The organism is Streptomyces sp. NPDC104309, from assembly GCF_055584025.1.
The window spans coordinates 249,753-275,685 of sequence record NZ_JBVJMV010000006.1; the positions used below are offsets into that span (position 1 = coordinate 249,753).

A 25,933-nucleotide genomic window follows, 5' to 3' on the forward strand; every position below is an offset into this window, starting at 1 on the left:
CGGTCGCCGACGCTCCGCGTCGACTCCCTCCTCCGCCTTGGAATCGCACGCACCAGACCGCGTCCGCCATCCGATCCGAGGTCACCCGACAGGCTCTGAGACGGCCCCGAGCAGGTCGTCACGCGTCCGGCACGACGACGAACCGGGAACGGCGAGGCCGCCGCCGGTCGCGGCCCCGACGCGATGCGCGACCCCCTGGTGGAGCCACGGGACGAACCCGGTCGCAAAACAGCCGCCGGACACAGGTGAACGTGCGGCCGTAAGGCGTCAGGACGCACGCCAGCCGCTCCACCGCAGGGCCGAGACCTCGACCACCGGTCCGCCGGGCGGCCGGTCGGCGTACTGGTGGTACTTCGCTACGAGCAGGCCGATGCGGCGGGCTGCCTGCGGGGACCGGTCCGGCGGCGGGAGTACGCGGGCCCTGCCGTCGACCCGGACCCACCACAGGCGGCCCCAGTCCTCCTCGTAGTGGTCGGCGAGCAGGCAGACCGAGGGGTTGGCGGCCATGTTGGCCAGGCGTTTCAGTCGTGTCGTCCGCTTCGGTTTGTGGTCCACGGCCAGCACCACCGTGTCGCCGTCCACGGCGAACACCACCGGCACCAGGTGCGGGCGGGCCGCCGTGTCGGCCGTCGCCAGGCGGGCGATGCGCGCTTCGGCGAACCGCTCCCGCGCCTGAGCACTCGTCAGTTCGGGCATCGCAGCCCCTGTCGACGGGCCTCACGACGCTCAGGCCCTTGCCGACGGGCCTCACGGCGGACGCGACGAACACGGGCGACGCCGCGGGCACACGTCTCCGGGTCGGTCCCACGGTTGCGGGACGCGGCGGCTTCCGGCACCTCAGCGGTACCGGGCGGCGACGGCGGCCAGTCCGTCCAGGTACTCCAGCGTCTCCCGTTCGGGCAGCGTCGGTACGTAGAACAGCACCCGCTCCACCCCCAGCGCGAGATAGCCGTCGATCTGCCCGGGATCGTCCGGCGCCGCGTACACCGTCACCGGCACCTCCCGGTCGGCCACGGCGCGCAGCCGCTCGATCTGGGGACCGAGCTCCTGCGGCGACATGCTGTTGGCCAGCCACGCGTCTCCGAGCCGCGCCACCCGGGGGAACGCGCCCTCGCCACCGCCGACGTAGATCGGCGGATGGGGGCGCTGCACGGGCTTGGGCCAGGCGAAGACCGGATCGAAGTCCACGAACTCGCCGTGGAACTCGGCCTTCTCGGCCGTCCACAGCTCCCGCATGGCACGCAGCCGCTCATCGGTGAGCCGACCCCGGGTGGCGGGATCGGTGCCGTGGTTCCGCATCTCCTCACGGTTCCAGCCGACACCGACGCCGAGGATCACGCGGCCGCCGGAGACCAGGTCGAGCGAGGCCACCTCCTTCGCCGTGATGATCGGGTCGCGCTGCGGGATCAGCGCGATGCCGGTGCCCAGCAGCAGTCGATCGGTCACGACACCGGCCGCGGTCAGGGCGACGAAGGGATCAAGGGTGCGGTAGTACATCTCCGGCAGTTCGCCACCGCCCGGGTAGGGCGTCTGACGGCTCGCCGGGACATGGCTGTGCTCGGCGATGAACAACGAGTCGAATGCGCGTTCCTCAAGGGCGGTCCCTAGCGCGGCCGGCCCGATGCCCTGGTCGGTAAGGAAGGTCGAGACCCCGAATTTCACGGCGGCTCCTCAAAGGGTCGGATGCGGGATACGGAGGGATGGCACAGACCTTCTGCCTACCCGCCCCGAACACGTCCGCCCCGATGACCACCCGGGTGAACCATCACGGTGCACGGTCCCGGGTCCCGGTCCGCGTCCGCGCCGGCCGGCACGGCCCGGACCCCGGCCCCTGTCATCGCATGGCCGGCCGGCACCGCGACCGGCGAAAAGTACGGCCGGGATGAGCCGAGTTGTCTCCTCGTCGTCGACCGGAGACCCGACCGGAGGGAAAGCGGACACGGAACCGGCCGGACCGGGCTCCGCACCTCCCCGGTGCGGCACCCGGTGGCGCAGCTCCTACTGCCTCGAACCGCACCCCGGGCAGAACGCGGCTCCTTGCGGAACGGTCGCGCTGCAGGAACCGCACTGCGGGCTCTGGGCGAGGTGGTGGCCGCACCCCGGGCAGAACGCACCGCCATGGGTCTCCGTACGGCACTGTGGGCAGACCAGCTGCCGGGGTGCGCTCACGTCGTAACCCTGCCCGGCGGTCTGCCCGGCGGCATAGGCCCGGTCCGCCACGAAGTCGTTCATCCCGCGCCGACGGGCCGCCTCCGCCTCGGCGGCGGTGTCGGGGGCGCACTGCAGGCAGAGACCCTGCTCGATGTTCCAGCACCGCCCGCAGACGTACGAGGTGCAGCGGGGGCAGCGGTTGAAGTGTCCCTGCGCGTTGTCGATCGCACGCTGGAACGCGGTGTCCCTGGCACCGCCCCAGGTGGCACCCGCCAGCCCGTCGGCCGCGTTGCCGATGGTGCCGGCGCTGCCGCCCAGCAGGCTCCAGGCGGCATTGGCCCCCTTGCCTATCCAACTGGCCGCCTGCCCCGATCTGAACGGCTCGAACGGCGAGCGCCAGGTGTCCGAACACCGCGAGCACCTGAACTCGAACTGGAAACCCGCACCGGTGCCGTGCTGCTGCGACAGGTCGCTGTAGTTGTTGCTGAAATAGATTTCGTCACCCACGTCTGAACCTCGCGTCATTCGATCAGCTTTTGCCACTCGTATGATGACAACGATCGGTCGCACCGGTACGGGCGGTCCGGTCACTGTTTGGTAATACCTCCGCAGGTCAGGCCCGGGTCTCCACGGTCGCCGGAGCCGCGGGCGACTGCCACCGCCCGTTCGCCCCTCGCGGGTGCGTCAACGGCGGGCACGGCCTTGCGGCGCGGCACAAAGAAGCCGGACCACCGTCCGGGGAGACTTCCACCATGACCAACGCGATGAAAGCAGTCCTCGAAGGCGGGCCCGACGATCTTCCTGAGCGGATCGTCTCCCTCACCACAGCGGGGGCCGATCTCAAGATCCCGTTCCGTGGCGGATACGAGCACTTCAGGGCGACGACACGCCACCAGGAATCCGCCGAGGGTCAATTGCCCGTCTACGAATGGTGGGAGCGGACCGAAGTGCCGGGGTGAATTCCATTTCCGGACGCCGGGCCGGGCAGAGCTCCGGGCCGGGACGGCCGGCGGGCCGGTACAGCGGACCCGGTGCCGTGTGGACGGTCCTCCCCAGCGATAGGCGGCCCGGCGCCGTCCCGGCCGCTGCCCCATCTCCGGCATGAGCGCGTAGGTGCGGCCATCTGCCCCCGCCACCGTCCACGTCCGGACTCCAGGGCAGGGCAGGGGGTCCGGCTCGCCCGCCGCCGGGACCGGCCCCTCGTCGCGCACGCGTGCACGACCGACCGGACGCACACGGCACCGCGCCGCGCATCGGATCAACTCCGTTGCGCGGCGCGGCGGGTGTGAGGCGTCAGGCGTCAGGACAGCGCGAGCTCGGTGACGTTGTTGGCCTCCAGGACCCAGGTCGCGCTCAGGCCGCCTTCCTTGACCCGCGCGTCCCCGTCACCCTTGAGGACACCGATGCGGTTGCCCGACAGGGCGATCTGGATGGCGTGGTCGTACTCGTGCACCCAGGTCGCGCTGAGGCCGCCCTCCTTCACGTACGCGTCACCGTTGTCCTTCAGAACACCGATGCGGTTGCCCGACAGTTCGAGCTGGATGACGTCGTCGGACTCGCGGACCCAGGTCGCGCTGAGACCGCCCTCCTTCACCCAGGCGACACCGTTGCCCGTGAGGACGCCGATGCGGTTGCCCGACAGGACGATGCCGATGACGTTGTCGGACTCCTTGACCCAGATCGCGCTCAGGCCGCCCTCCTTCACGTACGCGTCACCGTTGCCCTTGACGACGCCGATGCGGTTGCCCGACAGCTCCAGTTCCTTGATGTGGTCGGACTCCTTGACCCAGGTCGCACTGAGGCCACCCTCCTTCACATAGGCGTCACCGTTGTCCTTCAGAACACCGATGCGCTTGCCCGACAGGGCGATCTGCTTGACGTCGTCGGACTCGCGGACCCAGGTCGCGCTGAGACCGCCCTCCTTCACCCAGGCGACACCGTTGCCCGTGAGGACGCCGATGCGGTTGCCCGACAGGACGACCTGCTTGACGCCGTCGTGCTCCTTGACCCAAGTGGCGCTGAGGCCGCCCTCCTTCACGTACGCGTCACCGTTGGCACGCAGGGTGCCGATGCGGTTGCCGCCGTCACCGGAGACCGTGCCGGGCACCGCGTTGGCCGTGGACGCGCCGGCGAGACCGGCCAGCGCCAGAACGGCGGCGACCGCGGAGAGAGTCTTGAGATTCATCCGAGTAACTCCTGTAAGCAGAGCAACCCTTGGGCCCGGAGTGCGGCGCCCACGGGGGGATTCTTCAATCCGAAGACGATCAACGACCGACCGGGCCGACGGTGTGTAGGCCATTGGGGTGACGAAGGAGCATTGAAGAGGTCCTTGCCGCGCGCCGGAGCCGGGTCGGCCGCGGTCGCACCGTCGCCGGCCGACCGTTGGCGCCGCCGACCCGGGCGAGCAGACGACCGCCCCGCACAAGCAGCGTTGCGCCGCGTACCGTCCGATGGCCCGCACGCCGGTGGGCGTGGACTCCGCGGCACACCCCCCGCGGACAAGGGCCGCCTGCACGCCGGAACAGCGACCGCTCCGGGCGTACCGGCGCCGCGTACAGTCCCGTTGGACCCAGCGCCCCTACAAGGGTTGCCCGGACGACCTTTCGGCGGGGTGCGTGCGGGAGCGGCGTGCTTGATAGCGTCGCTCCCGCGATTGCGGACCGCTCCCCGCCGGGGTCGTCGCTGCGCCCAGTCGGCCCTGCCCTCGACGGACGGCCGACGGAAGCGGGCGTGCTGACGGCACGGGGACGTTCGCGGCAAGGACGAAGAGGGCCGACGCATGAGCCTCGCGCAGTTGCACTACACCTCTGCCTCTGCGGGCGACGACGGGGGCGGCGCACGGTTCACGGCGGTCAGCGCCGGGCTGCCCACGCCCGTGCTGGCCGAGGCCGAGCAACTCCTCGGATACGAACCGCCGGCCGGCGCCCCGTACCACCCCACTGCCGACGAACTCCGTTCGTTCCCGGAGGCGTTGAGCTTCAGCGCACTGTCCGACGGCAGTCACCTGCTGGGGCGCGCGGTGGCGCTCGGCGGTCCCGGCACCGGTCGCTTCCACGCACACGCGGTACACCTTCCGGCCGGCACCCGGCTGCCGGGGGACACGCTGCCGATCACGGCCTGGCGGTCGCCGAACTGGGCCTCCACCGCGCCGGACGGCGGCGCGCCCGCCCGAATATCCTCTCTGCCCGCCTCCGCCGCCTTCGGACCGGAGGCGCTGAACGACTTCGCGGTCTCCCGAAGTCCCTGGCTGGCGGCGGTCTTCGCCGATCTGCGACGGGTGAGCGAGGAGCCGTCCGCGACGCGGGTGGTTCTCGTGGAGCGGCAGAGTGCCGACGTGGCCCGGTGGATCGCCCTGGCCACAGCCGTACTCCCGCCGGAGCACGCGCAGCGGCTGACCTTCACGACGTACACCCGCCATCCGGAGCGGTCCCCGCACCAAGTCGTCGGGGTGCTGCCCCAGGACGCACCGGAGCCGGCCGGCTCCGACGGCGCGCTGCGGGTGCACACCTGCGCCGGGGCGCGCCCGGAAGGGCCGGTGGACGACGCCTGGGCCGAGACCTGTGCCCGGATCTGGCGGAGCCGGGCCCCGGAGCTGTTCCGGGCGGCGGCGGAACTGCCCGGCGAGCCCTTCGCGGCCGGACCGCTCGCCGTCACCGCGCTGTGCGCGGGCATCGCTCTCGGCCCCGGCGAGCGTGCCGCGGCGGCCGACTGGGCCGCCGAGCGGCCGTACGCGCTGGACGAGGAGCGGACGCGGCTGCTGACGGACGCGCTGACGGCTCCGGGAATCGACCGTACGAACGCCGAACTGTCCTGTGTGGCACACCTGTTGACCGCCCTCGATGGGCGCTCCCCGGCCGCCACGACGGCTTCGCTCGCCGCTCTTCTGGTGACGGAGGCGGTGCGCGGCGGTGATATCGCGCTCGAACCGCCCGCGCGCTCGGCCTTCGCCGGACCGGCCGGGGAGCGTGCCGTCGCCGCACTCGTCACGGCCCTGGGCGACGACCTCCGTAGCGAACTGACCACCGGTGCGCCCGCCACGGCCACCGCACCCGGCCGGGCCGTGGCGCGCGCGGTGCAGCTGCTGCGGATCGCGCGGCTGCTCGATGTGGACTGCGCGGATCTGCTCCCCGATGTCGTGCGCCGGATCGCCCGGTCCCTGCTGGCCGAAGGGGCCGCCGACTGCGGACCGGTGCTGCTCGACCTGCTGGACGAACAGTTCGACGTCCGTACGGCGCTGCTGGGCGAGCTGGACCGGGTCGCCCCGCACGATCCGGCGGCGACGGAGCGGCTGCTGACCGGGGTCTGCCTGCCCTTCACCGGAACCCAGGCGCTGCCGCACCTGCGCATGTGCGCGGCGGCGCCGGACGCCAGGGCGAGCGGCGGCGACCGGGTGAAGACGGTGCACATGGTGCTGCGCGCCGGTGGTATGTCACCTTTCACCGAACCTCTGGTCCTGCGGACCGCGGTGGGCCTGGTGTGGGGCGAGGACACACCCACGGCGGGCGAGGCCCGGCTGCTGCTGAGCGGTACCACCTCCGACGCGCACCGCACGGCCGGTACATGGTCCGCGCTCGTCGCGGCGGCGCTCGGCGCCCCGGCCGACGACGAGGAGGCCCCGGAACTCGCCCATGACCTGCTGCGCGGCTTCCCCCGGGAGATCGACGCGCGGGTGCGTGGCGCCCTGCTGCTGCTGGAGTTCGCGCGGGACGTGCGCTCGGGTGCGGCGGAGCCCGGCTGGGCGGACCGGGCCCGGAAGCTGTGCGCCGGGGCCGAGCCGGTGGAACCGGGGGTGCGCGACCAGGCGTTCGGCGCCCTTGCGGGCCGGCTGCTCGCTCCGGACCGGCCCGAGGCGGAGCTGTACGCGTTCGTCCACAGCGATGACGCGGACCTCATCGCGGCCTACGGAACGGCCGCCCGCCATGACCCGGTCCTTGCCCGGCTGCGTTCCGAACCGGCCTATGTGGCCGACTGCTTCACCGTCTGGAGCTCCCACCCGCACGCGGGCTACGCCTGGAGCGAGACGCGGGCGGCGCTGTTGGCACAGGTGCTGCGACCGGTGGTGCGCGGCCTGTCCGCCGGTGAGGTGGCGGCGGTGGAGGAGGCCGTCGAGCGCACGGGCAGCAGCCGCACGGTGGAGGCGTTCCGGGCGTGGAACCGGCCGGGCGGATTCGGCAGACGGCTCGGCAGCAGGCTGACGGCACGCGTGCGCCGGTCGTAGGGCGGCGGCTGCCCGGCCGGGACCCTGGGCGTCGTGGGCCGTCCGGCGTGACCGGTACCGTGTGACATGTCTGTCTCGTGTGCTCCTGGCGGGCTGCGTGACCCCCTAGGAACGGATGAGGAACAGATGACGACGAACCGTGGACGCAAGGACGTCATCCGGGACCGGATGGCCGCGACCGGCGAGTCGTACAACGTCGCCGCCCGCAATCTGAAGGCGATGAAGGACATGGGCGCCACGCGTGAGGCGGTCCTCGCCCAGCGCTGGCGTCCCGCCGAGACGCTCGATGTGCCGTGCCCCTGCGGCGGAACGTGCGAGCCCGGCGAGAGGTGCGAGCGCTGCCACGCGTTCCACCGGCACATGGCGCGCTACCCCGGCAGCGTCACGGACGTGGAGACCTGGGCGGACCGCTACGACTGCATGGGCTGCTCGTCCTCGTACATCCTGACCGTGGTGCTGCCCGGTCGGCCGTGGGGCGTCGTCGAGACGGCGGTCCGGGGCGGCTCGGCGGAGCCCGTCGTACGGGCCCGGGTCTTTCCGGGGGTCGTCCATCCGCTGCTGCGACCGGAGAGCGCCGAGGACGGGGACGAGGACAAGGGCTGACGCCGGGCGTCGGCCCCGTTCCGGCCGGTGAACCTTTCCGGTCACGCACCGGCCGTGGTCGTCGGTCGTCGGTCCTCCTCGTTCCGGCGTCCGCCTGCTGCCCGGCGGCCGGCCGCCGGTCGACGGGTTCGCCCTGCCGCCGAGCGCCCGGCCGCCCTCGGCCGTCGTGCCCCGGCCGTTTCGCCGTCAGCCCTCGTCGGGCGTCAGGCGCAGTGAGATCGAGTTGATGCAGTACCGCTGGTCCGTCGGGGTCGGGTAGCCCTCGCCCTCGAAGACATGGCCGAGGTGCGATCCGCAGCGGGCGCAGCGGACCTCGGTGCGGACCATGCCGTGGCTGCGGTCCTGGATCAGTTCGACGGCATCGGAGTCCTTGGGGTCGTAGAAGGACGGCCAGCCGCAGTGCGACTCGAATTTGGTGTCGGAGCGGAACAGCTCCGCGTCGCAGGCGCGGCAGGAGTAGACGCCCGTGGTCTTGGTGTCGGTGTATTCGCCGACGAAGGCGGGTTCGGTGCCGGCCTGGCGCAGGACCGCGTACTCGGCGGGGGTCAGCTCCGCCCGCCACTGCTCGTCCGGCTTCTCGATGTCGTACGACACGTCGCTCCCTCAGCTCGACAGGTGGTCCAGGATCTGCGGGCCGAGGTCCGTGACGTCGCCCGCCCCCATGGTGAGAACGAGGTCGCCGGGCTTCGCCATTCCCGCGACGATCTCGGGGACCGCCGCCTTTTCATGGGCGGCGGCGACATCGGCCCCCGCGCTCCTCGCCGCGTCGATGATCAGGGCGCTGGTGATACCGGGGATCGGGTCCTCACGGGCCGGGTAGATGTCCAGGACCACGGAGGCGTCCGCCAGTGCGAGTGCCTGCCCCATCTCGGTGCCGAGTTCCTGGGTGCGGGAGAAGAGGTGGGGCTGGAAAACGACCAGGAGACGGGCGTCGGACGCGGCGCCGCGCATCGCTTCGAGGTCGGCGGTCATCTCGGTGGGGTGGTGCGCGTACGAGTCGATGACCTGCACGCCCGCCGCCTCGCCCTTGAGCTGGAGGCGGCGCTTGACGCCGGTGTACTTGCCGAGGGCCGAGGCCAGGTTGTGGGCCGGGATGCCGAGGGCCACACCGGCGGCGAGGGCCGCGACCGCGTTGAGGGCGTAGTGGCGGCCGGGCACGGAGACCGTGAACGTGAGGTACTTCCCGTTCAGGACGACCGTGACCTCGCTGGTCAGACCGCGCGGGGTGACCTTGTGGACGCGTACGTCGGCGGTCTCGGACGCGCCGTAGGTGACGACCTTCACCGAGGAGAGGTCACGCACCCGCTTCGTCAGTTCGACGGCGCCGGCCTGGTCGGCGGAGATCACCAGGGTGCCGCCGGCAACGATCTTGCCGGCGAACGTCTCGAAGGACTCGTAGATCTCGTCCATCGAGGCGTAGTTCGCGTGGTGGTCCAGCTCGACATTGAGGACGATCGCGACCTCGGGGTCGTACTTCTGGAAGCTGCGGTCGCTTTCGTCCGCCTCCGCGACGAAGATCTCGCCCTCGCCGTGCGCGGCGTTGGTGCCGGGGCCCGCGAGGTCGCCGCCGATGGCGTACGAGGGGTCGAGGTTCAGTTCGGACAGGGCGACGGCCAGCATCGACGTGGTGGTCGTCTTGCCGTGCGTACCGGCCACCGCGATCGCGCGCAGGCCGCCCATCAGGGAGGCCAGCGCGTCGGAGCGGTGCACGACGGGGATCGACAGCTCGGCGGCGCGCACCAGCTCCGGATTGTCGGGGCGGATGGCGCTGGAGACGACCACGCACGAGGCGTCGTCCGCCAGATGTGCGGCGGCGTGCCCGATGTGGACGGTCGCCCCCAGCGCCCGCAGTGCCTCGGCCGTGCCCGACTCCTTGGCGTCACTGCCCGCGACCTTCGCGCCGCGCTGGGTGAGGATCTTCGCGATGCCCGACATTCCGGCGCCGCCGATGCCGATGAAGTGCGGCCGTTCCATGGCGGCAGGAATACCGGGTGCCATGCGTATGTCTCCCCAAATGTCGATGCGAGTGGCCCACAGCCTATTCGCTGTGCGCGAAGAGCTTGAGCACCGGTACGCCGACCTTGTGCCGGGCCCTGGACGCCCAGTCCCGGTGGAAGAACTCCTCCACGTAGTGCGGCGCGGTGAGCACGATGACCTCGTCCGCCTCGGCGTCGTCGACCACGGACTTCAGCTTGTCCAGCGGGTGCTCCTCGATCACCTGTCCGACCGCTTCCGAGCCTGCCTGCCGCAGCGCTTCGAGTGATACTTCGAGTGCCAGTTCGGCGGACTGCCTGGCATTCTTGCCCTCCGGCTCCTCACCCTCGCGGGCGGCCTCCTTCAGCTCCCCCATCGCCAGGTCGTCGATGGCCCGCAACAGCACATCGGCCTGGTCACCGCGCGGCTGCATGAGCACGACGAAGGAGGTCTGCTCCTCCCCGTGCAGGGTGGTGACGAACTCGACGTCCTCGGAAGTGAGGGGCTTCTCGATCATCAAAACGCTGGTGAACACCACGGGCGCCCTTCTGCTTCAGTGACCGTCGCCGGTCTCTGCTGAAACCATCCTTCCCCGTGCCGACACGGGGTCTGCGAGAGTAATTGTGCCCACCGGAAGCTAAGCGGAACGGTAAATTCCGCCGATGGTCAGATCCGACGGTATCGGGTGAAGAGGAACCCGGCCTCTTCCAGCATCGATGCCAGGGCGAATCGTTCCGGCACGGCCACCGAGGGGCCACCGGCGATCCGCTGCGCGTCTCCGGCGGTCAGCATCGGCGAGAGGGTCAGACAGAGCTCGTCCAGCACCCCGGCCGCCACGAACTGACCCAGCATCCTGGGCCCGCCCTCGGTCAGCAGCCGCTTGAGTCCCCGGTCCGCCAGCTCCCGTACGGCCCTGGCGGGGTCCACCCGGGCCCCCTCCCCCGCGATCACCACCTCGGCGCCCGCCCTCCGGGCCTCCTCGATCCGGCCCTCAGGGGCTCCGGCGCCGGTCAGCACGAGGGTCGGAACGAGCGGCGAGACGAAGAGCGGCAGCGAGAAGTCCAGGTCGAGGCTGCCGCTCACCACGGCGATCGCGGGTGCGGGCCCCTGCCCGGCCGCGGCCCGGCGGGCGGCGAAGGCCTCGCGGGCCCTGGCCGGCCGGTAGCCCTCCAGCCGCACCGTCTCCGCCCCCGCCACCACCACATCGGCGAGACCGCGCAACGTGCCGAAGATCCGCATGTCGCTCTCGCACGAGATCGGCTGCGAGCGCCCGTCGTGCTGGGCGGCGCCGTCGAGCGTCGAAACCATGTTGGCGCGCAGCCAGGGGGCGTCCTGCTCGGGGTACGCGTAGGCGTCGGCCAGATCGTCCAGACTCCACTCCCCCTCGTCGTCGGCCGGTGTCGGGTCGGTCACAGGGAAGAGGCGTCGCATGCCCCGCAGTCTGGCACGGCCCTTAAGCTTGACGGTTGTGTCGTCCTCCACCGCCGTGCCGGGGCAGAGCCCCATAGCCGAAACGGCCCCGCTGTCCCTGTGCGCGCTTGAGCCGCACGTTCCCGCCGACCGGCTGGTCGCCGAGATGGTGCCGCCGCCGCGCTTCGACTCCGTGCGCTTCGATACGTACGTCCCGGACCCGGGCCGGCCGAGCCAGACCGAGGCGGTCGAGGTCCTGAGCGGCTTCGCGGCCGGGCTCGGCGGGGCGCATGCCACCGGCTCCGGCAAGAACAAGAGAGCGCGAAGCGCGTCCTCGGAGGGGTGGTGGCGGGCGACGGGTGGGCGGTTCAGCAGGAAGCCGGCGGCGCCCGCCGCCCCTCTCGGGGTCTATCTCGACGGCGGCTACGGCGTCGGCAAGACCCATCTGCTGGCCTCCCTCTGGCACGCCACGCCCGCCGCGCCCTCGCTGAAGGCGTTCGGCACGTTCGTCGAGCTGACGAACCTGGTCGGCGCGCTGGGCTTCCAGCAGACCGTGCGCACGCTCAGCGAGCACCGGCTGCTGTGCATCGACGAATTCGAGCTGGACGACCCGGGCGACACCGTCCTGGTGTCGTCGCTGCTCAGCAGGCTCGTCGAGGCGGGGGTCGCGCTCGCCGCCACCTCCAACACGCTGCCCGGCAAGCTCGGCGAGGGCCGGTTCGCCGCCGCCGACTTCCTGCGGGAGATCCAGGGGCTGTCCGCGCACTTCCGTCCGCTGCGGATCGACGGCGAGGACTACCGCCACCGCGGGCTGCCCGAGGCCCCCGCGCCGTACTCCGACGAGCAGGTCACCCGGGCCGCGTACGCCACCGAGGGCGCCAGCCTGGACGACTTCCCCTCGCTCCTCGACCATCTCGCCCGGGTCCATCCGAGCCGCTACGGCGCGCTGACGGACGACCTGCGGGCGGTCTGCCTGACCGAGGTCCAGCCGGTGCCGGACCAGTCGACCGCGCTGCGGCTCGTCGTCCTCGCCGACCGGCTGTACGACCGTGAGGTCCCGGTGCTCGCCTCCGGGGTCCCGTTCGACAGGCTGTTCAGCGAGGAGATGCTGAACGGCGGGTACCGGAAGAAGTACTTCCGGGCGATCTCCCGGCTGACGGCGCTGGCGCGCGACGCGAAGGGGCTGGTGGCGCAGTAGGTTCGGGGGCGTACCACCCTTCGGGGCCGTACCACCCGAGGTGCCCCGGGGCGCCTCGTTCCTCCCGTAGCAACCACGCACACCGTTTGAAGGGATCCAGCATGGCTACCACGCGTCAGGCGCACACGGTCTGGGAAGGCAACCTGATCGAGGGCAAGGGCGTCGTCACCTTCGACTCCTCCGGCATCGGTGACTACGACGTCTCCTGGCCGTCCCGCGCGGAGAAGGCGAACGGGAAGACCAGTCCCGAGGAGCTCATCGCGGCGGCCCACTCCAGCTGCTTCTCGATGGCGCTGTCCAACGGTCTGGCCACGGCAGGCACCCCGCCGACCCGGCTGAACACCCGGGCCGAGGTGACCTTCCAGCCCGGTACCGGCATCACCGGTATCCACCTCACCGTCCAGGGCGAGGTGCCGGGACTCGACGAGGCGGGCTTCGTCAAGGCCGCCGAGGACGCCAAGGCGAACTGCCCGGTCAGCCAGGCACTCACGGGTACGACGATCACGCTCACCGCGTCCCTGGCCTGACCCCACGGGCCCCGTGGGCCCGTGACACGCACGAGGCACGGTGACCCGCATGGTTTCCGCGCGACGAAACGCGTGGTACACACATGCGGGTCACTTCTCCTGTCCGCCAGCAGGGAGTTGCCTCATGTCATCAACAGCAGCACGACACCTCGCAACCCGACGACAGGTCCTGGCCGGCAGCGGCGCGGCCGTTGCCTCGATCGCCTTCGCCGGGGCGTTCTCCGAACTCTTCGCGGGCACCGCCGCCGCCCGGGGACACGGCGGCTACGGCCCGCTGGTGCCCGACCCCGACGGGCTGCTCGACCTCCCGAAGGGCTTCCGCTACCGGGTCCTGTCCCGGGAGGGCGACCCGCTCCGCTCCGGCGAGGGCCAGGTCCCCGGCAACCACGACGGGATGGCCGCCTTCGCGGGCCGGCACGGTCACGTCCGCCTCGTGCGCAACCACGAGAACCGCGTCACCGCCAAGATCCCGGTCCCGGTCGTCGAGGGCCTCACCTACGACCCGATGGGCAAGGGCGGCTGCACCGCCCTGGAGCTGGACGGCCGCAACAACGTCCTGGGCGAACGCGTGGCCATCGCCGGGACCGCGGTGAACTGCGCGGGCGGCCGCACCCCTTGGAACACCTGGCTGACCTGCGAGGAGACCGAGGACCGGGCCGGTACCAACGGCTACACCAAGGACCACGGCTTCGTCTTCGAGGTGGACGGCGCCGATCCGCGCCGCACCGGCGCCGTGCCGCTCACCGCGATGGGCCGCTTCCAGCACGAGGCGATCGCGATCGATCCGAAGAGCGGGATCGTGTACGAGACGGAGGACGCGTTCGACAAGCCGTTCGGGCTCTTCTACCGCTTCCTGCCGAACAAGCCGCTCGGCGGGACGGGCTCGCTGCGGGCGGGCGGTCGTCTGGAGGCCATGCGGGTGCCGGGCGTCCCCGACCTCTCCGTGGTCCAGCAGACCGGCGCGAGCTTCGAGGGCGTCGAGTGGGTGCCCGTACCGGATCCGCAGGCGGCCGTGACCCCGATCCGGTTCCAGGACTTCGGCCCGAAGGGCATCACGCACGCGCAGAAGCTGGAGGGCTGCTACTGGGGCGGGTCCGCGGTCTACTTCGTCTCCAGTTTCGCGCACAGCTCGCAGGGTTCGGCGGCCGACCACTACGGCCAGGTGTGGCGGTACGAACCGAAGCGGCGCCGCCTCACGCTGGTGATCGTCTTCGGTCCCGGTACGGACGTCCAACTGCCCGGCGAATCACCGGACAACATCTGCCTGGCCTCCGACGGCGGGCTGATGGTGTGCGAGGACGGCGACGGCGCGCAGCATGTGTTCGGCGTGACGCGGAGCGGCGAGGTGTACGCGATGGCGCGGGGCCGCCAGAACATCGGGACGCCCGAGGAGCCCGCGTGGGGCGAGTTCGCCGGGGTCACGTTCGCTCCGGACGGCGCGACGATGTTCGTCAACTGCTACACGCCGGGGACGACGTTCGCGGTGACGGGGCCGTGGCGCTGACGCGTTGACGCGCGCGTGGGGGCGGGCCGTTGTCGCCCGTCCCCCGCGCGCTGCCCGGGGTCAGTGCTGTGACCGGAAGGGTTGACCGGCTCGCGACGTCCGGCACGGCGCCTCGCCGCGCTGCCGCATCGCCCGAGTGCGTCCGGCACGAGGGCGATCCTCCGCCTCGCGACGCACCGCACCGGATGCCGCGAGCCTCCCGGCCAGCCTTTCCGGCCACAGCCCTGGATCTCCTACCAGTTGGTGAACGCCCCGTCCGCCGTGCGCAGATGAGGCCGTTCGGCGGCAGTGGCCTGGTACTTACGGGCCTCTTCGCGGTCGATGACGACACCGATGCCGGGCAGGTCGCTGCGCTCGACGCGCCCGGGAAGGACCGTGGGCCGTTCGATGAAGAGGCCGGCGATGGCCGGCTCGGGGTCGGTCTGGTGCTCCTGTATCGCCACATTGGGGCAGGCGAGATTGAGCTGGAGCGACGACGCGGCGGTGACCGGGCCGAGGGGATTGTGCGTGGCGAGCTTGATGTGGTGGGCCTCCGCCATCGCGGCGATCTTCTTCGCCTCGGTGAGACCGGCGGCGACGCCGATGTCCACCCGGGCGTAGTCGACGAGCTCCTCCTCGATGAGGCTCCTGAACTCCCATTTGGAACCGTACTGTTCGCCGGCTGCCAGCGGCACGCCCGTGCGCGCCCGCAGCATGCGGTAGCTGTCCGGGTTCTCGCAGCGCAGCGGGTCCTCCACGAAGTACGGGCGTGCCGCCTCGATCTCCCGGCACAGGGTCAGCGCCTCGGGCGGATCCAGTCGCGTGTGCACATCGAGCACGAGCTCCACCTCGTCGCCCACGGCGTCCCGTACCTGGTGGAAGAGATCGACGGTGTCGCGCAGACAACGACGGGCGTCCAGCACGCCGTCGGCGTCGTGCGGTGCGGCGAAGCGGAGGTGTCGCCAGCCCGTCGAGACGAGGTCGCGGCAGCGGTCGAGGAACCACTCCCGGTCGTGGTAGCCGTCGCCGACGTGCACATAGGCGGGTACGTGATCACGCACCCGGCCGCCGAGGAGTTCGTGCACGGGGACGCCGAGCGCCTTGCCGCGGATGTCCCACAGCGCCACGTCCACGGCGGCGACGGCGGCGCCGAGGATGCGGTCGGCGGGGAAGAAGCCACGACGGAACATCACCTGCCAGAGATGCTCGATCCGCCGCGGGTCCTCGCCGATGATCAGCTCGGCCAGGTGCTCCAGCCCGCCCGCAACCGCCTTCTGCCGGGACCTGATTCCGACTTCGCCCAAGCCGTGGATGCCCTCGTCGGTGTCGACCACGACCAGCATCATGCTGTCGCCGTGGTCGGGGAGAGTCAGCACTTCCAGGCCGGTGATCTTCATGCCACTCCTCTATGAAAACGTTCCCGCAATTGCAGGGCAGTTGCTGAGAACGCATCATCGGCAATAAGTGGGGCCCAGCGCAATCCCCTTGTGCACAGCGAATTTTCCTCGTGAAAACACTCTTGACACGTCCGGGAACGTTCGCAAGGATCCACCGCATCCAGCAGAGGTCCAGACGAGGAGGCCGGTCGTGGCAGTCACAATCCGGGAGGTGGCGAGCGCCGCGGGGGTCTCGGTGTCGACGGTGTCCCGCGCGTTCACCGCACCCGATCAGGTCCAGCCGAAGACCCGGCAGCGCATCCTCGACGCCGCGGCCAAGCTCGGCTACTCCCCCAACCCGGCGGCACGCAGCCTGCGCGGCGGCGGCACCGGAACCCTCGGGCTGATCGTCCCGGACATCGCCAACCCGTTCTTCCCGCCGATCGTCAAGGCGATGCAGGCCCGTGCCCGGCGTCTGGGCTACACGATCCTGGTCGCCGACAGCGACGAGCGCGAGGCCGACGAATTGGAGACGATCGCCGCATTCTCCAAGCGGGTCGACGGTCTGGTCCTGTGGGCCTCCACGCTCACCGAGGACCGACTGCGCGAACTCGCCGCCCAGATGCCGGTGGTGGTCGTGAACCGCCATGTGCCGGGCATCCCCGAGGTACGGATCTCGCTGTCGGCCGGTATCACCCAGACCGTCGAGCACCTGCGCGCGTACGGCCACCGGCGCTGTGTGTTCATCAACGCCTCACGGGCCGAGCTCAGCCGCGGCAAGTCCATTCAGGAGTCCTTCGAGGCGCTGGACCTCTCCCTCGTCGAACTCGGCCCGTACGAACCGCGGTTCGAGACCGGCGTGCACGCGGCGACGCTGGTCGCCGCGCACGGGGCCACGGCGGTCATCGCCCACAACGACCTGGTCGCCCTCGGCGTGCTGCACCAGATGGCGGGCCTCGGCGTCAGCGTCCCCGGCGACATCAGTGTCGTCGGCATCGACGACACGTTGCTGGCCTCGGTCTCCACCCCCAATCTGACCACCATCAGGATCGACCCCGAGGAGATCGCCACCCGGGCCAGCGATCTGCTCATCGAAACGATCAACGGCCGGACGAAGGGCGACGCGGCCCCGTGCGTGGAGATCGGCTCCCGTCTGATCCCGCGCGCTTCCACGGGTCCCGCCCCCGCGAACTGAGCAGCACCCCTCACCGCCAGACCTCCTGAAAACCCCGCACCGGGCCCTCCCCTGCTTTCCCCTGCCCTTCTTGGAGTCGAAATGTCCAGAACATTCCACCGTGCAGCCGTACTGGGGTGCATAGCCGTGACCGTGGCCCTCACGGGCTGCTCCGCCGTCACCCCGAGCGGGGCCGGCTCGGGAGGAGACCTCGTACTCCGCGTCCAGGGCATGCCACCGGCCACCGACAAGCCGGCGCTGGCCCTGTTCAAGAAGCAGGTCGCCGACTTCGAGAAGGCCAATCCGGGCATCCGGGTCAAGGGCTCCACGACGGTCTACGACCCGCTGACGTTCTCCGCCAAGCTGTCCGGCGGCAATGTCGAGGACGTCATCAGGGTGCCGCTCACCGAACCGCAGCGGCTCATCCAGCAGAAGCAGGTCCAGCCGATCACCGGGCGGCTCAGCGAGTGGGACCACTTCAAGGAGTTCAACCCGCAGGTGCTCAAGCCCGTCAGCGACAGCGCCGGCCAGGTCTACGGCGTACCGCAGAACCCGTACGCCCAGGGCCTGGTCTACAACCGCGAGCTGTTCCGGAAGGCCGGTCTCGACCCCGACAAGCCGCCGACGACATGGGAGGAGGTCCGGACCGCCGCGAAGAGGATCAGCGAGAGGACCGGCAAGGCCGGCTTCGTCCACGAGTCGAAGGACAACCAGGGCGGCTGGCAGCTCACGATGCTCTCGTACGCCTTCGGCGGCGAGCTGGAGAAGCGGGAGAGCGGCACATACACCGCCACGCTGACCGGCGCGGAGACGAAGAAGGCGCTCGGCCTGCTCAAGGACATGCGCTGGAAGGACGACTCGCTGGGCAGGAATCTGCTCAACAACCAGAACGACGTCATCAAGCAGTTCGCGGCCGGACAGGTCGGGATGTTCATGGGCAGCCCCGGCACCTACCGGCTCGCCACCATGCAGTTCGGCATGAAGAACACCGATGCCTTCGGGGTCGGTCCGATGCCGCAGTCGGGCGGCGACGCCACGCTGACCGGCGGTGACATCTACATGGTCCCGAAGTCGGTGAACAGCAAGCGCGCCGCGGCCGCGGTCAAGTGGCTGACCTTCGCCTATGCCGAGCCGCAGTACAGCACGGACATCGCCGCCCAGCAGGCCGAGGCCCTCTCCGCCGATCCCAAGTCCGCGGTGGGCGTGCCGACCCTGCCGGTGTTCGACGCGAAGCGGCAGGACGAGATCAACGCGGCGATCAAGCCGTACGTCAATGTCGAGCAGGCGAACTTCCGGCCGTACACCGACGGTCTGACGAAGCTCGCCCTCAAGCCGGAGCCGCCGTACCAGGCGCAGCAGCTCTACACGGCGCTCGACCCGGTCGTCCAGTCGGTCCTCACCGAACGGGGCGCCGACATCGACGCCCTGCTGGCCGCGGCCGAGAAGGACGTCAACGCCAAGTTCTCCGCCGACCAGAAGTAGCCCGTCATGAGTCTGCTCACCTCTTCCCGGCGGCCCGCAACCGCGCTCGAGCAGCCGCTGCCGCGGCCCGCGGGCCGACGACCCGGTCCGCGCGGCGCGAGCGCCCGCAAGCAGTTCACGGCGTGGCTCTTCCTGGTCCCGGCGCTCCTGGTCTTCGGGCTCTTCGCCTGGTGGCCGATCGTGCGCAGCCTGCTGCTCAGCTTCCAGCGGACCAACCTCGTCGACCCGGTCGCCTGGGTGGGCCTCGACAACTTCCGCGCCGTCTTCGACGATCCGCTGCTGGGGACCGCGGTACAGAACACGCTGCTCTTCGTCGGCCTGGGCATCCTGATCGGCTTCCCCGCCCCACTCGTGCTGGCCGCCGTCATGTCCACGGTGCGGCGTGGCGCGGGGGTGTACCGCTTCCTCGTCTACCTGCCCGTGGTGATCCCGCCGGTGGTCGCGATCCTGCTGTGGAAGTGGTTCTACGACCCGGGCAGCGGGCTCTTCAACAACGCTCTCGGGACGGTCGGGATCGGCCCGTTCTCCTGGCTCGAATCCTCCGACAGCGCGATGCTGTCGCTGGTCCTGGAGGCGACGTGGGCCGGCATGGGCGGCGCCGTGCTGATCTACCTCGCCGCGATGGTCGGCATCCCGGGCGAGCTGTACGAGGCCGCCGAGGTCGACGGCGCCGGGATCGGGCGGCGGATCTGGCACATCATGCTCCCCCAGCTGAGGCCGGTCATCGGCCTGTTGCTGCTGGTGCAGCTCATCAACACCGTCCAGGTCTTCACCGAGCCGTACGTCTTCACCGGGGGCGGCCCGCAGAACTCCACCCTCACCGTGCTGCTGCTGATCTTCCGCTACGCCTTCCAGGACGGCGCGTACGGCCAGGCAGCCGCGCTCTCCTTCCTGATGGTGCTCGCGCTCGCCCTGCTCTCCGCGATCTATCTGCGGGCCACCCGCAGCTGGAGCACGTCATGACCTCTCCCACCACATTCGTCTCCGTCAACGACCGGCAGCGGCCGGGTGTCCGGGCGGCCGTACGCTCCGTTCAGCTGCTCACCCTCGTTCTGCTGCTGCTCATCGGCATCGGGCCGCTCTACTGGATGGTCAAGGGCGCGGTCTCACCGCCGACCGAGCTCACCACGCAGCCGCTCGCCCTGTGGCCGGACCGGCCGGTGATGAGCAACTTCGCCACCGCGTACACCGATCTGAGTGTCGGGCGCTATCTGATGAACACCTTCCTGGTCGTCGGCGGCTCGTGGTTCGTCCAGTTGTTCGTCTCGGCCACCGCGGGTTTCGCGCTGTCCGTCCTCAGGCCGCGATTCGGCAAGGTCGTCTACGGGGCGATCCTGGCGACGATGTTCGTGCCGTACACGGTGAACATGGTCAGCCTCTTCATGACCGTGATCGACGTTCCGTTCCTGCATCTGAACCTCGGTGACACCTACTGGGCGATCTGGCTGCCGGCCGGTACCAACGCCTTCACGGTGCTGCTCGCCAAGCAGTTCTTCGACGCGCTGCCCAAGGAGCTGTTCGACGCCGCGCGCGTCGACGGCGCGAGCACCCGCCAGCTGCTGACGAGGATCGTGCTGCCGATGAGCCGGCCGGTGCTGGCCGTGATCAGTCTGCTGGCGGTCATGCACAGCTGGAAGGACTTCATCTGGCCGCTGGTCGCGATCACGGACCCCGAGAAGCAGCCGATCAGCGTCGCTCTCGCCCAGCTCGCCACCCAGGCTCCGCAGGACCAGCTCATCGCCGCGATGGTCCTCGCGGTCGCCCCGCCCGTCCTCGTCTTCGCCGTCTGCCAGAAGTACATCGTCGCCGGGCTCGGCTTCACCGGCGTCAAGGGCTGAACCGCAACCCGACCCATGCTCCTTCCTCTTCGGGACAAGAGAAAGGCATCTCCATGCCAGTTCACCGCCGCGGATTCCTCCAAGGAACGGCCGTCGCCACGGGTGCCGCACTGCTTCCGACGGGCACCGCGCACGCCGCGGACCCGGTCACCGTCTCCGCCGAGGGCATCACGCTCATCGGCCGGAGCGACGGCAGCGTGCTCGTCCAGGGCAGCGCGGCGACCGACCGCGTCCTGCTCACCCACTTCATGATCAAGGACAGTGTGCTGGGCCAGCAGCGCACCTTCGGCGGCACGCCGCAGCAGATCACCCTGCCCGACGGGAGGCCCGCCCTCCGGGTCACGTACACCATGGGCAGCGGCGCTCCCGGCGTCACCGTGCGGGGCACCTTCGATGTCACCGCGCACAAGGCGCACCTGAAGTGGGAGGTCGGCGGCTCGGGCACGCTGACGCCCACGGGCTTCATGTTCGGGCGCACCCTGTACGGGACGAGCGCGGCGGAGTCGTACGAGGCACTGACCGTCTGGGAGCGGGACGCCCGCGGCGGCATTCCGTACGAGACGAACGCGGGAGGGGCGTACGTCGAGACCTGGCCGGACACCCAGGGCTTCTTCTGCCTGCCCTCCACCAACCCCGCCTACACCAACGCCACATGGGTCCACTCCCCCGGTACGGCGACCGGCACGGCCACCGCCGTCACCGAGGCGGACCTCGTGCTCGGTGCTCTGCGGCCGCGCGCCGCGGGGGCGATCGCGGCCGCCCGGCCGCTCGGCGTGGAGGTGTGGACCGACCAGCCGTTCAATCTGTACAAGGCCGCCGGACAGACCATGACGCTCAAGGCGCAGGTCGTCAACGGCGGATCCGCGCCGAGGCCGGTGACCCTGAACTGGTGGGCACGCGACTACGCGGGCACGGTGATCGCCGATGGCGCGGTCTCCAGGACGCTGGATCCGGGCACGGCGTGGGACGCCTCCTTCACCCTCGCCTCGCCGTCCCAGGGCATCGTCTTCACCGAGGTGGAGGCGGTCGGGGGCGGCGACCGGGCACTTGCCCGCACCAACCTCGCCGTGCTGCCGGACTTCTCCTACCAGGCGGGGCCGGAGTCCATGTTCGGCATCGCCAACTACCCCTGGCTGCTCAAGCCGGGCAAGGACGCCGTACTCGGACTGCTGAAGACGATCGGCGTCAAGTGGATCCGGATCGCCTACGCGGGCGCGCCCGGCATCGACATCGCGACCCTGGACGCGCACGGCATCGCGCACAACGTCGAACTCAGCGGCATCCCGATCGGCGGCAGCGCCGAGCAGATCGCCGGCTGGGCCGACACCAACGTCGCCAGGGCGATCGCGGCAAAGGCCCAGTACTTCGAGGTGAGCAACGAGGTCAACAACCCCTGGATGCAGGGGAGGGGCGTCGAGGCGTACATCAGCGACGGGCTGCGCCAGGTCACGGACCGGCTGGCCGCCGCCGGATCGACCATGAAGGTCATGAACGCGGGCCTCGGCGGCATGGACTACGTCTGGACCGAGAGATTCAAGGCCGCCGGCGGCTGGGATCTCATCGACGCCTTCGCCTTCCACCCCGGCCGCGGCAATTTCACCCCTGACTACGCCCCCCCGCCGCAGGAGTGGACACAGGGCGCGGCGGGCACGTACTGGAACTTCCTCGGCGCCCTTCGCAAGGCCAAGCAGGTCATCGCGGAGTACGGCGGGAACAAGGAGCTCTGGCTGACCGAGGCGTACGCGTCCACCCGGCCCAACGCCTGGTGGACCGACACCTACCGGCACGCCGCCGAGAACGTACTGCTGACCCTCGCCCTCGCCAAGTCCGAAGGCGTACGCGGCGTCAACTGGTACCAGCTGCACGACTCGACCGTTCTGCACGCCCAGGAGGCCAACCCCGCCGACATCGAGTACCACTTCGGCCTGATGAACCGCGACACGAGTGCCAAGCCCTCGCTGCTCGCCTACGCCACCGCCGCCCGCGTCCTCGACCGCGCCTCCTTCGTCCGCCCGCTCGTCTTCGCCGCCCCGGACGTCAAGGGCCTGCTCTTCACCACGCCGGACGGCCCGGTCTCGATCCTGTGGAGCCGCAAGGACGGCTACATCCTCAACTCCGACCACGGAGACGATCCCTGGTATGCCTCGCCGGAGCCCTGGGTCGACACCTGGACGACGAACACGGTGGTCGTGGCGCACTCCGCCGCCGTGAACGGCACGGTGAGGGAGCTGAATTGCATCGGTCAGGAACGCACCCTCACGGCGGCCGACGGCAAGGTCTCGTTGCGTCTCGACGGTGCGCCGCGCATCTACTACGGCCTCGCGGCCAACCCCGATTGGAAGTAAGCGATGAGGAACGAAACCGCACGGCATGACATCACCGTCGTCGGCGGCGGGCTGGCCGGAGTCTGCGCGGCGATCGCCGCCGCCCGGCTGGGCCGTTCGGTAGCACTGATCAACAACCGGCCGGTGCTGGGCGGCAATTCCAGCAGCGAGGTGCGGGTCTGGGTCTGCGGCGCCACCGGGCACGGGAAGAACCACCACGCCCGCGAGGGCGGCATCATGGGTGAGCTGTTCGTCGAGAACCAGTTCCGCAACCCGGACGGCAACCCCTACTACTGGGACACCGTCGTCCTGGACGCCGTCCGGGCCGAGCCCGGCATCACGCTCTACCTCAACACCGATGTGCGCGAAGTGGACGCGGACGGGCCCGAGGACGCCCGGCACATCACCGCCGTCACCGGCTGGATGATGGGCTCGGAGCGTCGCGTCCGCTTCGAGAGCGAGGTGTTCCTGGACTGTTCGGGAGACGGCCTCATCGGTGCTCTGGCGGGCGCCCGCCACCGCATCGGCCGGGAGTCGCGGGCGGAGTACCTCGAACCGTGGGCACCCGAGACGGCCGATCGCATCACGCTGGGGTCGACCCTGCTCTTCTACACCAAGGACGCGGGACGCCCGGTCAAGTACGTGCCGCCGGACTTCGCCAGGAACATCGCCGAGACGTCCATCCCGCAGCGCCGCGTCATCAAGTCCGGCGACAACGGCTGTGCGTACTGGTGGATCGAGTTCGGCGGAGAGCTCGACACGGTGCACGACAACGAGCGCATCCGTGACGAGTTGTGGGCGGTCATCCACGGCATCTGGGACCACATCAAGAACTCCGGAGAGTTCGACGCCGAGAACATGACACTGGAGTGGGTGGGTTCGGTGCCCGGCAAGCGCGAGTACCGGCGCTTCCTCGGCGACCACGTGCTCCACCAGGGGGACATACTCGACCAGACCGAGTTCGCCGACCGGGTCGCGTTCGGCGGCTGGTCCATCGATCTGCATCCGCCGAAGGGCATGTACGCCGGTGAGGACGGGGCCAAGCAGCGCTATGCGGACGGCATTTACCACATTCCCTACCGAAGTCTGTACTCGGTGAACACCACGAACCTGCTCTTCGCCGGACGCAACATCTCCGCCAGCCATGTCGCCTTCGGCTCCACCCGGGTCATGGCGACCTGCGCCACGATCGGCCAGGCGGCGGGCACCGCCGCCGCGCTGTGTGTCGCGGAAGGAGTCACTCCACGCGCACTGGACGTGCCGGCGCTGCAACGCACCCTGCTGCGCGAGGACGCCTCCGTCGTCGGTCTGGCCTCGGCCGACCCGGACGACCTGGCCCTGCGCGCCACCGTCACGGCCTCGTCCAGTCTGACCGCTCTCACGCTCGCGACACCGCTGGAGCGGTGGCCGCTGACCGCCGACGCGGGGCTGGTACTGCCCGTCGATCCCGAGCTGACCGGCCTCGAACTGCTCGTCGACGCCGAGCGGGACACGGAACTCGTCGTCGAGCTCCACGACCCGGAGCTCGGCCAGAACTACGTCCCCCGCCGCCTCCTCGCCTCCGTCACCGTCCCGGTCGCGGCCGGGGCGAAACAGTGGGTCGCGACAGGACTGCGGTGGTCGCCCGAGAGCGCCCGCAACGCCTTCGTCGTCGTGCGCGCCAACGAGGATCTCGCCCTGTACAGCACCGACGGGCCGGCCCCGGGCGTCCTGAGCCTCACCCGCATTCCGTTGAGACCCCAGGACGAGTCGCCGCAGCCGCTGCGCGAGTGGACCGACACCGGCCTGCAGCGACGCGCCTTCTGTTTCCGGGCGGGGGAAACCTCCGCGTACGCCCCCGCCAAGGCGGTGGACGGCTACGCCCGCCCGTACGCCGGCCCGCACATGTGGGTCTCCGCTCCGCTCCAGGAGGGCGTCGGAGCCTGGCTGGAGCTGGCCTGGCCGCAGCCGGTCACGCTCAGCCGGATCGACGTCCTCGCCGACGACGACGTCAACGAGGACCTGATCAACCTGCACCACCACAGGACCCCGTTCGACACACTGCCCACCCTGCTGCGGGACTACCGTGTCGAGGCGCTCGGCCCGGACGGTGTCTGGCGGACCGTCTCCCGCACGAGGGACAACCGGCGCCGCCGCCAGGTCCACGCCCTGGACGAGCCGGTCACCGCGGCAGCGGTGAGGATCGTCGTCGAGGCAACCAACGGAGCCGCGTCGGCGCACATCGTCGCCGTTCGCGCGTACGCGTAGGAGCATGAGCATGGTCACCAGGGTTCTGGTCACAGGCGCTGCCGGGCGGATCGGCCGGGCGGTGCTGGCCCTGCTCGCCGAGCGCGACATCGCCGCGAACGCCCTCGTCCTGGAGGACCCGGGTGACCTGCCCGCGCGGCTGGTCGTGACGGGCGACGCCGCCGACACGGACACCGTGCGGGCGGCGCTGGACGGGGCCGACGCGGTGATCCATCTGGCCGCCATCCCCACACCGCAGCGCAACACCCCGCAGGAGGTCTTCGCCACCAACACCCTGACCACGTTCACGGTCCTGGAGGAGGCGGGACGAGCCGGTGTGCGGCATGCGGCGGTCGCGAGCTCCTGGGGGGTCACCGGCCTCCCCTGGTCGGGCGATCCGGCCCCGCACCCCTCGTACGTCCCGGTCGACGAGGCCATGACGCCCCAGGTGGAGGACGCGTACGGGCTGTCCAAGCAGGTCGACGAGACGACGGCCACGATGATGGCACGGCGGCACTCGATGAGCGTGATCTGCCTGCGCTACCCGTTCGTCGGCGGCTTCGACGAGCGGCTGCGCGCGCACGCGGCACGTCTCACCGCAGAACCGGCCGCCGGTGCCCGGGATCTGTGGACCTATCTGGAGGTCCGGGACGCCGCACGGGCCGCCCTGCTGGCCCTCGACGTACCCGGCCCGGGTGCGCACGCGGTACATCTGTGCGCTCCCGAGACGCTCGTGCCGTTCCCGACGGAGGAACTCCTGCGCCGCTATCACCCGACCGCCCGGCTGCTGCGCCCGCTGCCCGGACGTACCGCGCCGGTGGACACCACGGCCGCGCGACGACTCCTCGGCTTCACCGCGGAGCATCTGCTGGACGGCCCGAGTGAATCCGGGAGCGACTTCGATGCGCAGGAGCGCCGCATGCACCCCTTCATCGGATAGTCAGATACT

The 25,933-nt window shown here is 70.6% G+C and carries 22 protein-coding genes; 13 read left to right on the forward strand and 9 right to left on the reverse strand.

Features of this window, described 5'->3' with window-relative positions; translation table 11 throughout:
* Positions 1-267: 267 nt before the first annotated feature.
* From ACZ68L_RS11635 to ACZ68L_RS11645, 3 genes are all read right to left on the reverse strand, one after another.
* Positions 268-696, reverse strand: a complete 429-nt coding sequence (locus ACZ68L_RS11635; RefSeq protein WP_469576230.1) for a TIGR03668 family PPOX class F420-dependent oxidoreductase — start codon at positions 694-696, stop codon at positions 268-270.
* 141 nt (positions 697-837) lie between these two features.
* Positions 838-1,662 carry an LLM class F420-dependent oxidoreductase gene (locus ACZ68L_RS11640; RefSeq protein ID WP_469576231.1) on the reverse strand — a complete coding sequence of 275 codons (825 nt, stop codon included), beginning with the start codon at positions 1,660-1,662 and terminating at the stop codon, positions 838-840.
* Between the two features lie 336 nt (positions 1,663-1,998).
* Complete coding sequence (locus tag ACZ68L_RS11645) at positions 1,999-2,658, reverse strand: double zinc ribbon domain-containing protein (protein WP_469576232.1); 660 nt, start codon at positions 2,656-2,658, stop codon at positions 1,999-2,001.
* Positions 2,659-2,903: 245 nt separating this feature from the next.
* Between ACZ68L_RS11645 and ACZ68L_RS11650 the strand changes: the two genes are divergently transcribed.
* Positions 2,904-3,110, forward strand: coding sequence for a DUF5988 family protein (locus tag ACZ68L_RS11650; RefSeq protein WP_361447922.1), 207 nt, complete (start codon positions 2,904-2,906; stop codon positions 3,108-3,110).
* A 341-nt stretch (positions 3,111-3,451) separates the two neighbouring features.
* On the opposite strand, the gene ACZ68L_RS11655 is transcribed toward ACZ68L_RS11650, so the two are convergent.
* A complete protein-coding gene (locus ACZ68L_RS11655; protein WP_469576233.1) occupies positions 3,452-4,336 on the reverse strand; it encodes a peptidase S1 in 885 nt (294 codons plus the stop codon).
* Positions 4,337-4,930: 594 nt separating this feature from the next.
* Here ACZ68L_RS11655 and ACZ68L_RS11660 point away from each other — a divergent pair.
* Together ACZ68L_RS11660 and ACZ68L_RS11665 are read left to right on the forward strand one after the other, a co-directional pair.
* Positions 4,931-7,369: a GTPase-associated protein 1-related protein gene (locus ACZ68L_RS11660; protein ID WP_469576236.1), complete on the forward strand. Its 2,439-nt coding sequence runs from the start codon at positions 4,931-4,933 to the stop codon at positions 7,367-7,369.
* A 126-nt stretch (positions 7,370-7,495) separates the two neighbouring features.
* A complete protein-coding gene (locus ACZ68L_RS11665) occupies positions 7,496-7,972 on the forward strand; it encodes a hypothetical protein (protein ID WP_469576238.1) in 477 nt (158 codons plus the stop codon).
* 186 nt (positions 7,973-8,158) lie between these two features.
* Here ACZ68L_RS11665 and msrB read toward each other — a convergent pair whose 3' ends face one another.
* From msrB to ACZ68L_RS11685, 4 genes are all read right to left on the reverse strand, one after another.
* The gene (gene msrB / locus ACZ68L_RS11670; RefSeq protein ID WP_391740499.1) at positions 8,159-8,566 is read right to left on the reverse strand and encodes a peptide-methionine (R)-S-oxide reductase MsrB; all 408 of its coding nucleotides are present in this window, start codon (positions 8,564-8,566) and stop codon (positions 8,159-8,161) included.
* A 9-nt stretch (positions 8,567-8,575) separates the two neighbouring features.
* Positions 8,576-9,970 (reverse strand): UDP-N-acetylmuramate--L-alanine ligase, encoded by a 1,395-nt coding sequence (gene murC / locus ACZ68L_RS11675; protein ID WP_469576240.1) that lies wholly within the window; start codon positions 9,968-9,970, stop codon positions 8,576-8,578.
* Positions 9,971-10,010: 40 nt separating this feature from the next.
* Positions 10,011-10,463 (reverse strand): indole-3-glycerol phosphate synthase, encoded by a 453-nt coding sequence (locus ACZ68L_RS11680; protein WP_093899314.1) that lies wholly within the window; start codon positions 10,461-10,463, stop codon positions 10,011-10,013.
* A gap of 149 nt (positions 10,464-10,612) precedes the next feature.
* Positions 10,613-11,377 (reverse strand): pyrimidine reductase family protein, encoded by a 765-nt coding sequence (locus tag ACZ68L_RS11685; protein WP_469576242.1) that lies wholly within the window; start codon positions 11,375-11,377, stop codon positions 10,613-10,615.
* Positions 11,378-11,414: 37 nt separating this feature from the next.
* On the opposite strand from ACZ68L_RS11685, the gene zapE reads away from it, so the two are divergent.
* The 3 genes from zapE to ACZ68L_RS11700 all read left to right on the forward strand — a co-directional run bounded on the left by zapE (position 11,415) and on the right by ACZ68L_RS11700 (position 14,585).
* Positions 11,415-12,554 carry a cell division protein ZapE gene (zapE, locus tag ACZ68L_RS11690; RefSeq protein ID WP_469576243.1) on the forward strand — a complete coding sequence of 380 codons (1,140 nt, stop codon included), beginning with the start codon at positions 11,415-11,417 and terminating at the stop codon, positions 12,552-12,554.
* 101 nt (positions 12,555-12,655) lie between these two features.
* Positions 12,656-13,081, forward strand: a complete 426-nt coding sequence (locus ACZ68L_RS11695; RefSeq protein WP_469576245.1) for an OsmC family protein — start codon at positions 12,656-12,658, stop codon at positions 13,079-13,081.
* 124 nt (positions 13,082-13,205) lie between these two features.
* Positions 13,206-14,585 carry an alkaline phosphatase PhoX gene (locus ACZ68L_RS11700; protein WP_469576246.1) on the forward strand — a complete coding sequence of 460 codons (1,380 nt, stop codon included), beginning with the start codon at positions 13,206-13,208 and terminating at the stop codon, positions 14,583-14,585.
* 233 nt (positions 14,586-14,818) lie between these two features.
* Here the strand turns inward: ACZ68L_RS11700 and ACZ68L_RS11705 are convergent, their stop codons facing one another.
* Positions 14,819-15,961 carry a mandelate racemase/muconate lactonizing enzyme family protein gene (locus tag ACZ68L_RS11705; RefSeq protein WP_469576248.1) on the reverse strand — a complete coding sequence of 381 codons (1,143 nt, stop codon included), beginning with the start codon at positions 15,959-15,961 and terminating at the stop codon, positions 14,819-14,821.
* Positions 15,962-16,151: 190 nt separating this feature from the next.
* Between ACZ68L_RS11705 and ACZ68L_RS11710 the strand changes: the two genes are divergently transcribed.
* From ACZ68L_RS11710 to ACZ68L_RS11740, 7 genes are all read left to right on the forward strand, one after another.
* Positions 16,152-17,135, forward strand: coding sequence for a LacI family DNA-binding transcriptional regulator (locus ACZ68L_RS11710; protein WP_469576249.1), 984 nt, complete (start codon positions 16,152-16,154; stop codon positions 17,133-17,135).
* 81 nt (positions 17,136-17,216) lie between these two features.
* Positions 17,217-18,596 (forward strand): ABC transporter substrate-binding protein, encoded by a 1,380-nt coding sequence (locus ACZ68L_RS11715; RefSeq protein ID WP_469576251.1) that lies wholly within the window; start codon positions 17,217-17,219, stop codon positions 18,594-18,596.
* A gap of 6 nt (positions 18,597-18,602) precedes the next feature.
* On the forward strand, positions 18,603-19,559 hold the full coding sequence (locus ACZ68L_RS11720) for a carbohydrate ABC transporter permease (protein ID WP_469576253.1): 957 nt from the start codon (positions 18,603-18,605) through the stop codon (positions 19,557-19,559).
* Complete coding sequence (locus ACZ68L_RS11725) at positions 19,556-20,434, forward strand: carbohydrate ABC transporter permease (protein ID WP_469576254.1); 879 nt, start codon at positions 19,556-19,558, stop codon at positions 20,432-20,434. The genes ACZ68L_RS11720 and ACZ68L_RS11725 overlap by 4 nt, the downstream gene beginning before the upstream one ends.
* Positions 20,435-20,487: 53 nt before the next feature.
* A complete protein-coding gene (locus ACZ68L_RS11730) occupies positions 20,488-22,779 on the forward strand; it encodes a hypothetical protein (RefSeq protein WP_469576255.1) in 2,292 nt (763 codons plus the stop codon).
* Between the two features lie 3 nt (positions 22,780-22,782).
* A complete protein-coding gene (locus ACZ68L_RS11735) occupies positions 22,783-25,005 on the forward strand; it encodes an FAD-dependent oxidoreductase (protein WP_469576257.1) in 2,223 nt (740 codons plus the stop codon).
* A gap of 10 nt (positions 25,006-25,015) precedes the next feature.
* Positions 25,016-25,924, forward strand: coding sequence for an NAD-dependent epimerase/dehydratase family protein (locus ACZ68L_RS11740; RefSeq protein WP_469576259.1), 909 nt, complete (start codon positions 25,016-25,018; stop codon positions 25,922-25,924).
* Positions 25,925-25,933 lie beyond the last annotated feature (9 nt).

Excerpts from the sequence above, each read along its gene's own strand:
- ACZ68L_RS11635 (WP_469576230.1), bottom strand. The coding sequence starts at position 696 with ATGCCCGAACTGACGAGTGCTCAGGCGCGGGAGCGGTTCGCCGAAGCG.
- ACZ68L_RS11650 (WP_361447922.1), top strand. The coding sequence starts at position 2,904 with ATGACCAACGCGATGAAAGCAGTCCTCGAAGGCGGGCCCGACGATCTT.
- ACZ68L_RS11655 (WP_469576233.1), bottom strand. The coding sequence starts at position 4,336 with ATGAATCTCAAGACTCTCTCCGCGGTCGCCGCCGTTCTGGCGCTGGCC.
- ACZ68L_RS11660 (WP_469576236.1), top strand. The coding sequence starts at position 4,931 with ATGAGCCTCGCGCAGTTGCACTACACCTCTGCCTCTGCGGGCGACGAC.
- ACZ68L_RS11665 (WP_469576238.1), top strand. The coding sequence starts at position 7,496 with ATGACGACGAACCGTGGACGCAAGGACGTCATCCGGGACCGGATGGCC.
- murC (WP_469576240.1), bottom strand. The coding sequence starts at position 9,970 with ATGGCACCCGGTATTCCTGCCGCCATGGAACGGCCGCACTTCATCGGC.
- ACZ68L_RS11680 (WP_093899314.1), bottom strand. The coding sequence starts at position 10,463 with ATGATCGAGAAGCCCCTCACTTCCGAGGACGTCGAGTTCGTCACCACC.
- ACZ68L_RS11685 (WP_469576242.1), bottom strand. The coding sequence starts at position 11,377 with ATGCGACGCCTCTTCCCTGTGACCGACCCGACACCGGCCGACGACGAG.
- ACZ68L_RS11695 (WP_469576245.1), top strand. The coding sequence starts at position 12,656 with ATGGCTACCACGCGTCAGGCGCACACGGTCTGGGAAGGCAACCTGATC.
- ACZ68L_RS11700 (WP_469576246.1), top strand. The coding sequence starts at position 13,206 with ATGTCATCAACAGCAGCACGACACCTCGCAACCCGACGACAGGTCCTG.
- ACZ68L_RS11705 (WP_469576248.1), bottom strand. The coding sequence starts at position 15,961 with ATGAAGATCACCGGCCTGGAAGTGCTGACTCTCCCCGACCACGGCGAC.
- ACZ68L_RS11715 (WP_469576251.1), top strand. The coding sequence starts at position 17,217 with ATGTCCAGAACATTCCACCGTGCAGCCGTACTGGGGTGCATAGCCGTG.
- ACZ68L_RS11720 (WP_469576253.1), top strand. The coding sequence starts at position 18,603 with ATGAGTCTGCTCACCTCTTCCCGGCGGCCCGCAACCGCGCTCGAGCAG.
- ACZ68L_RS11725 (WP_469576254.1), top strand. The coding sequence starts at position 19,556 with ATGACCTCTCCCACCACATTCGTCTCCGTCAACGACCGGCAGCGGCCG.
- ACZ68L_RS11730 (WP_469576255.1), top strand. The coding sequence starts at position 20,488 with ATGCCAGTTCACCGCCGCGGATTCCTCCAAGGAACGGCCGTCGCCACG.
- ACZ68L_RS11735 (WP_469576257.1), top strand. The coding sequence starts at position 22,783 with ATGAGGAACGAAACCGCACGGCATGACATCACCGTCGTCGGCGGCGGG.
- ACZ68L_RS11740 (WP_469576259.1), top strand. The coding sequence starts at position 25,016 with ATGGTCACCAGGGTTCTGGTCACAGGCGCTGCCGGGCGGATCGGCCGG.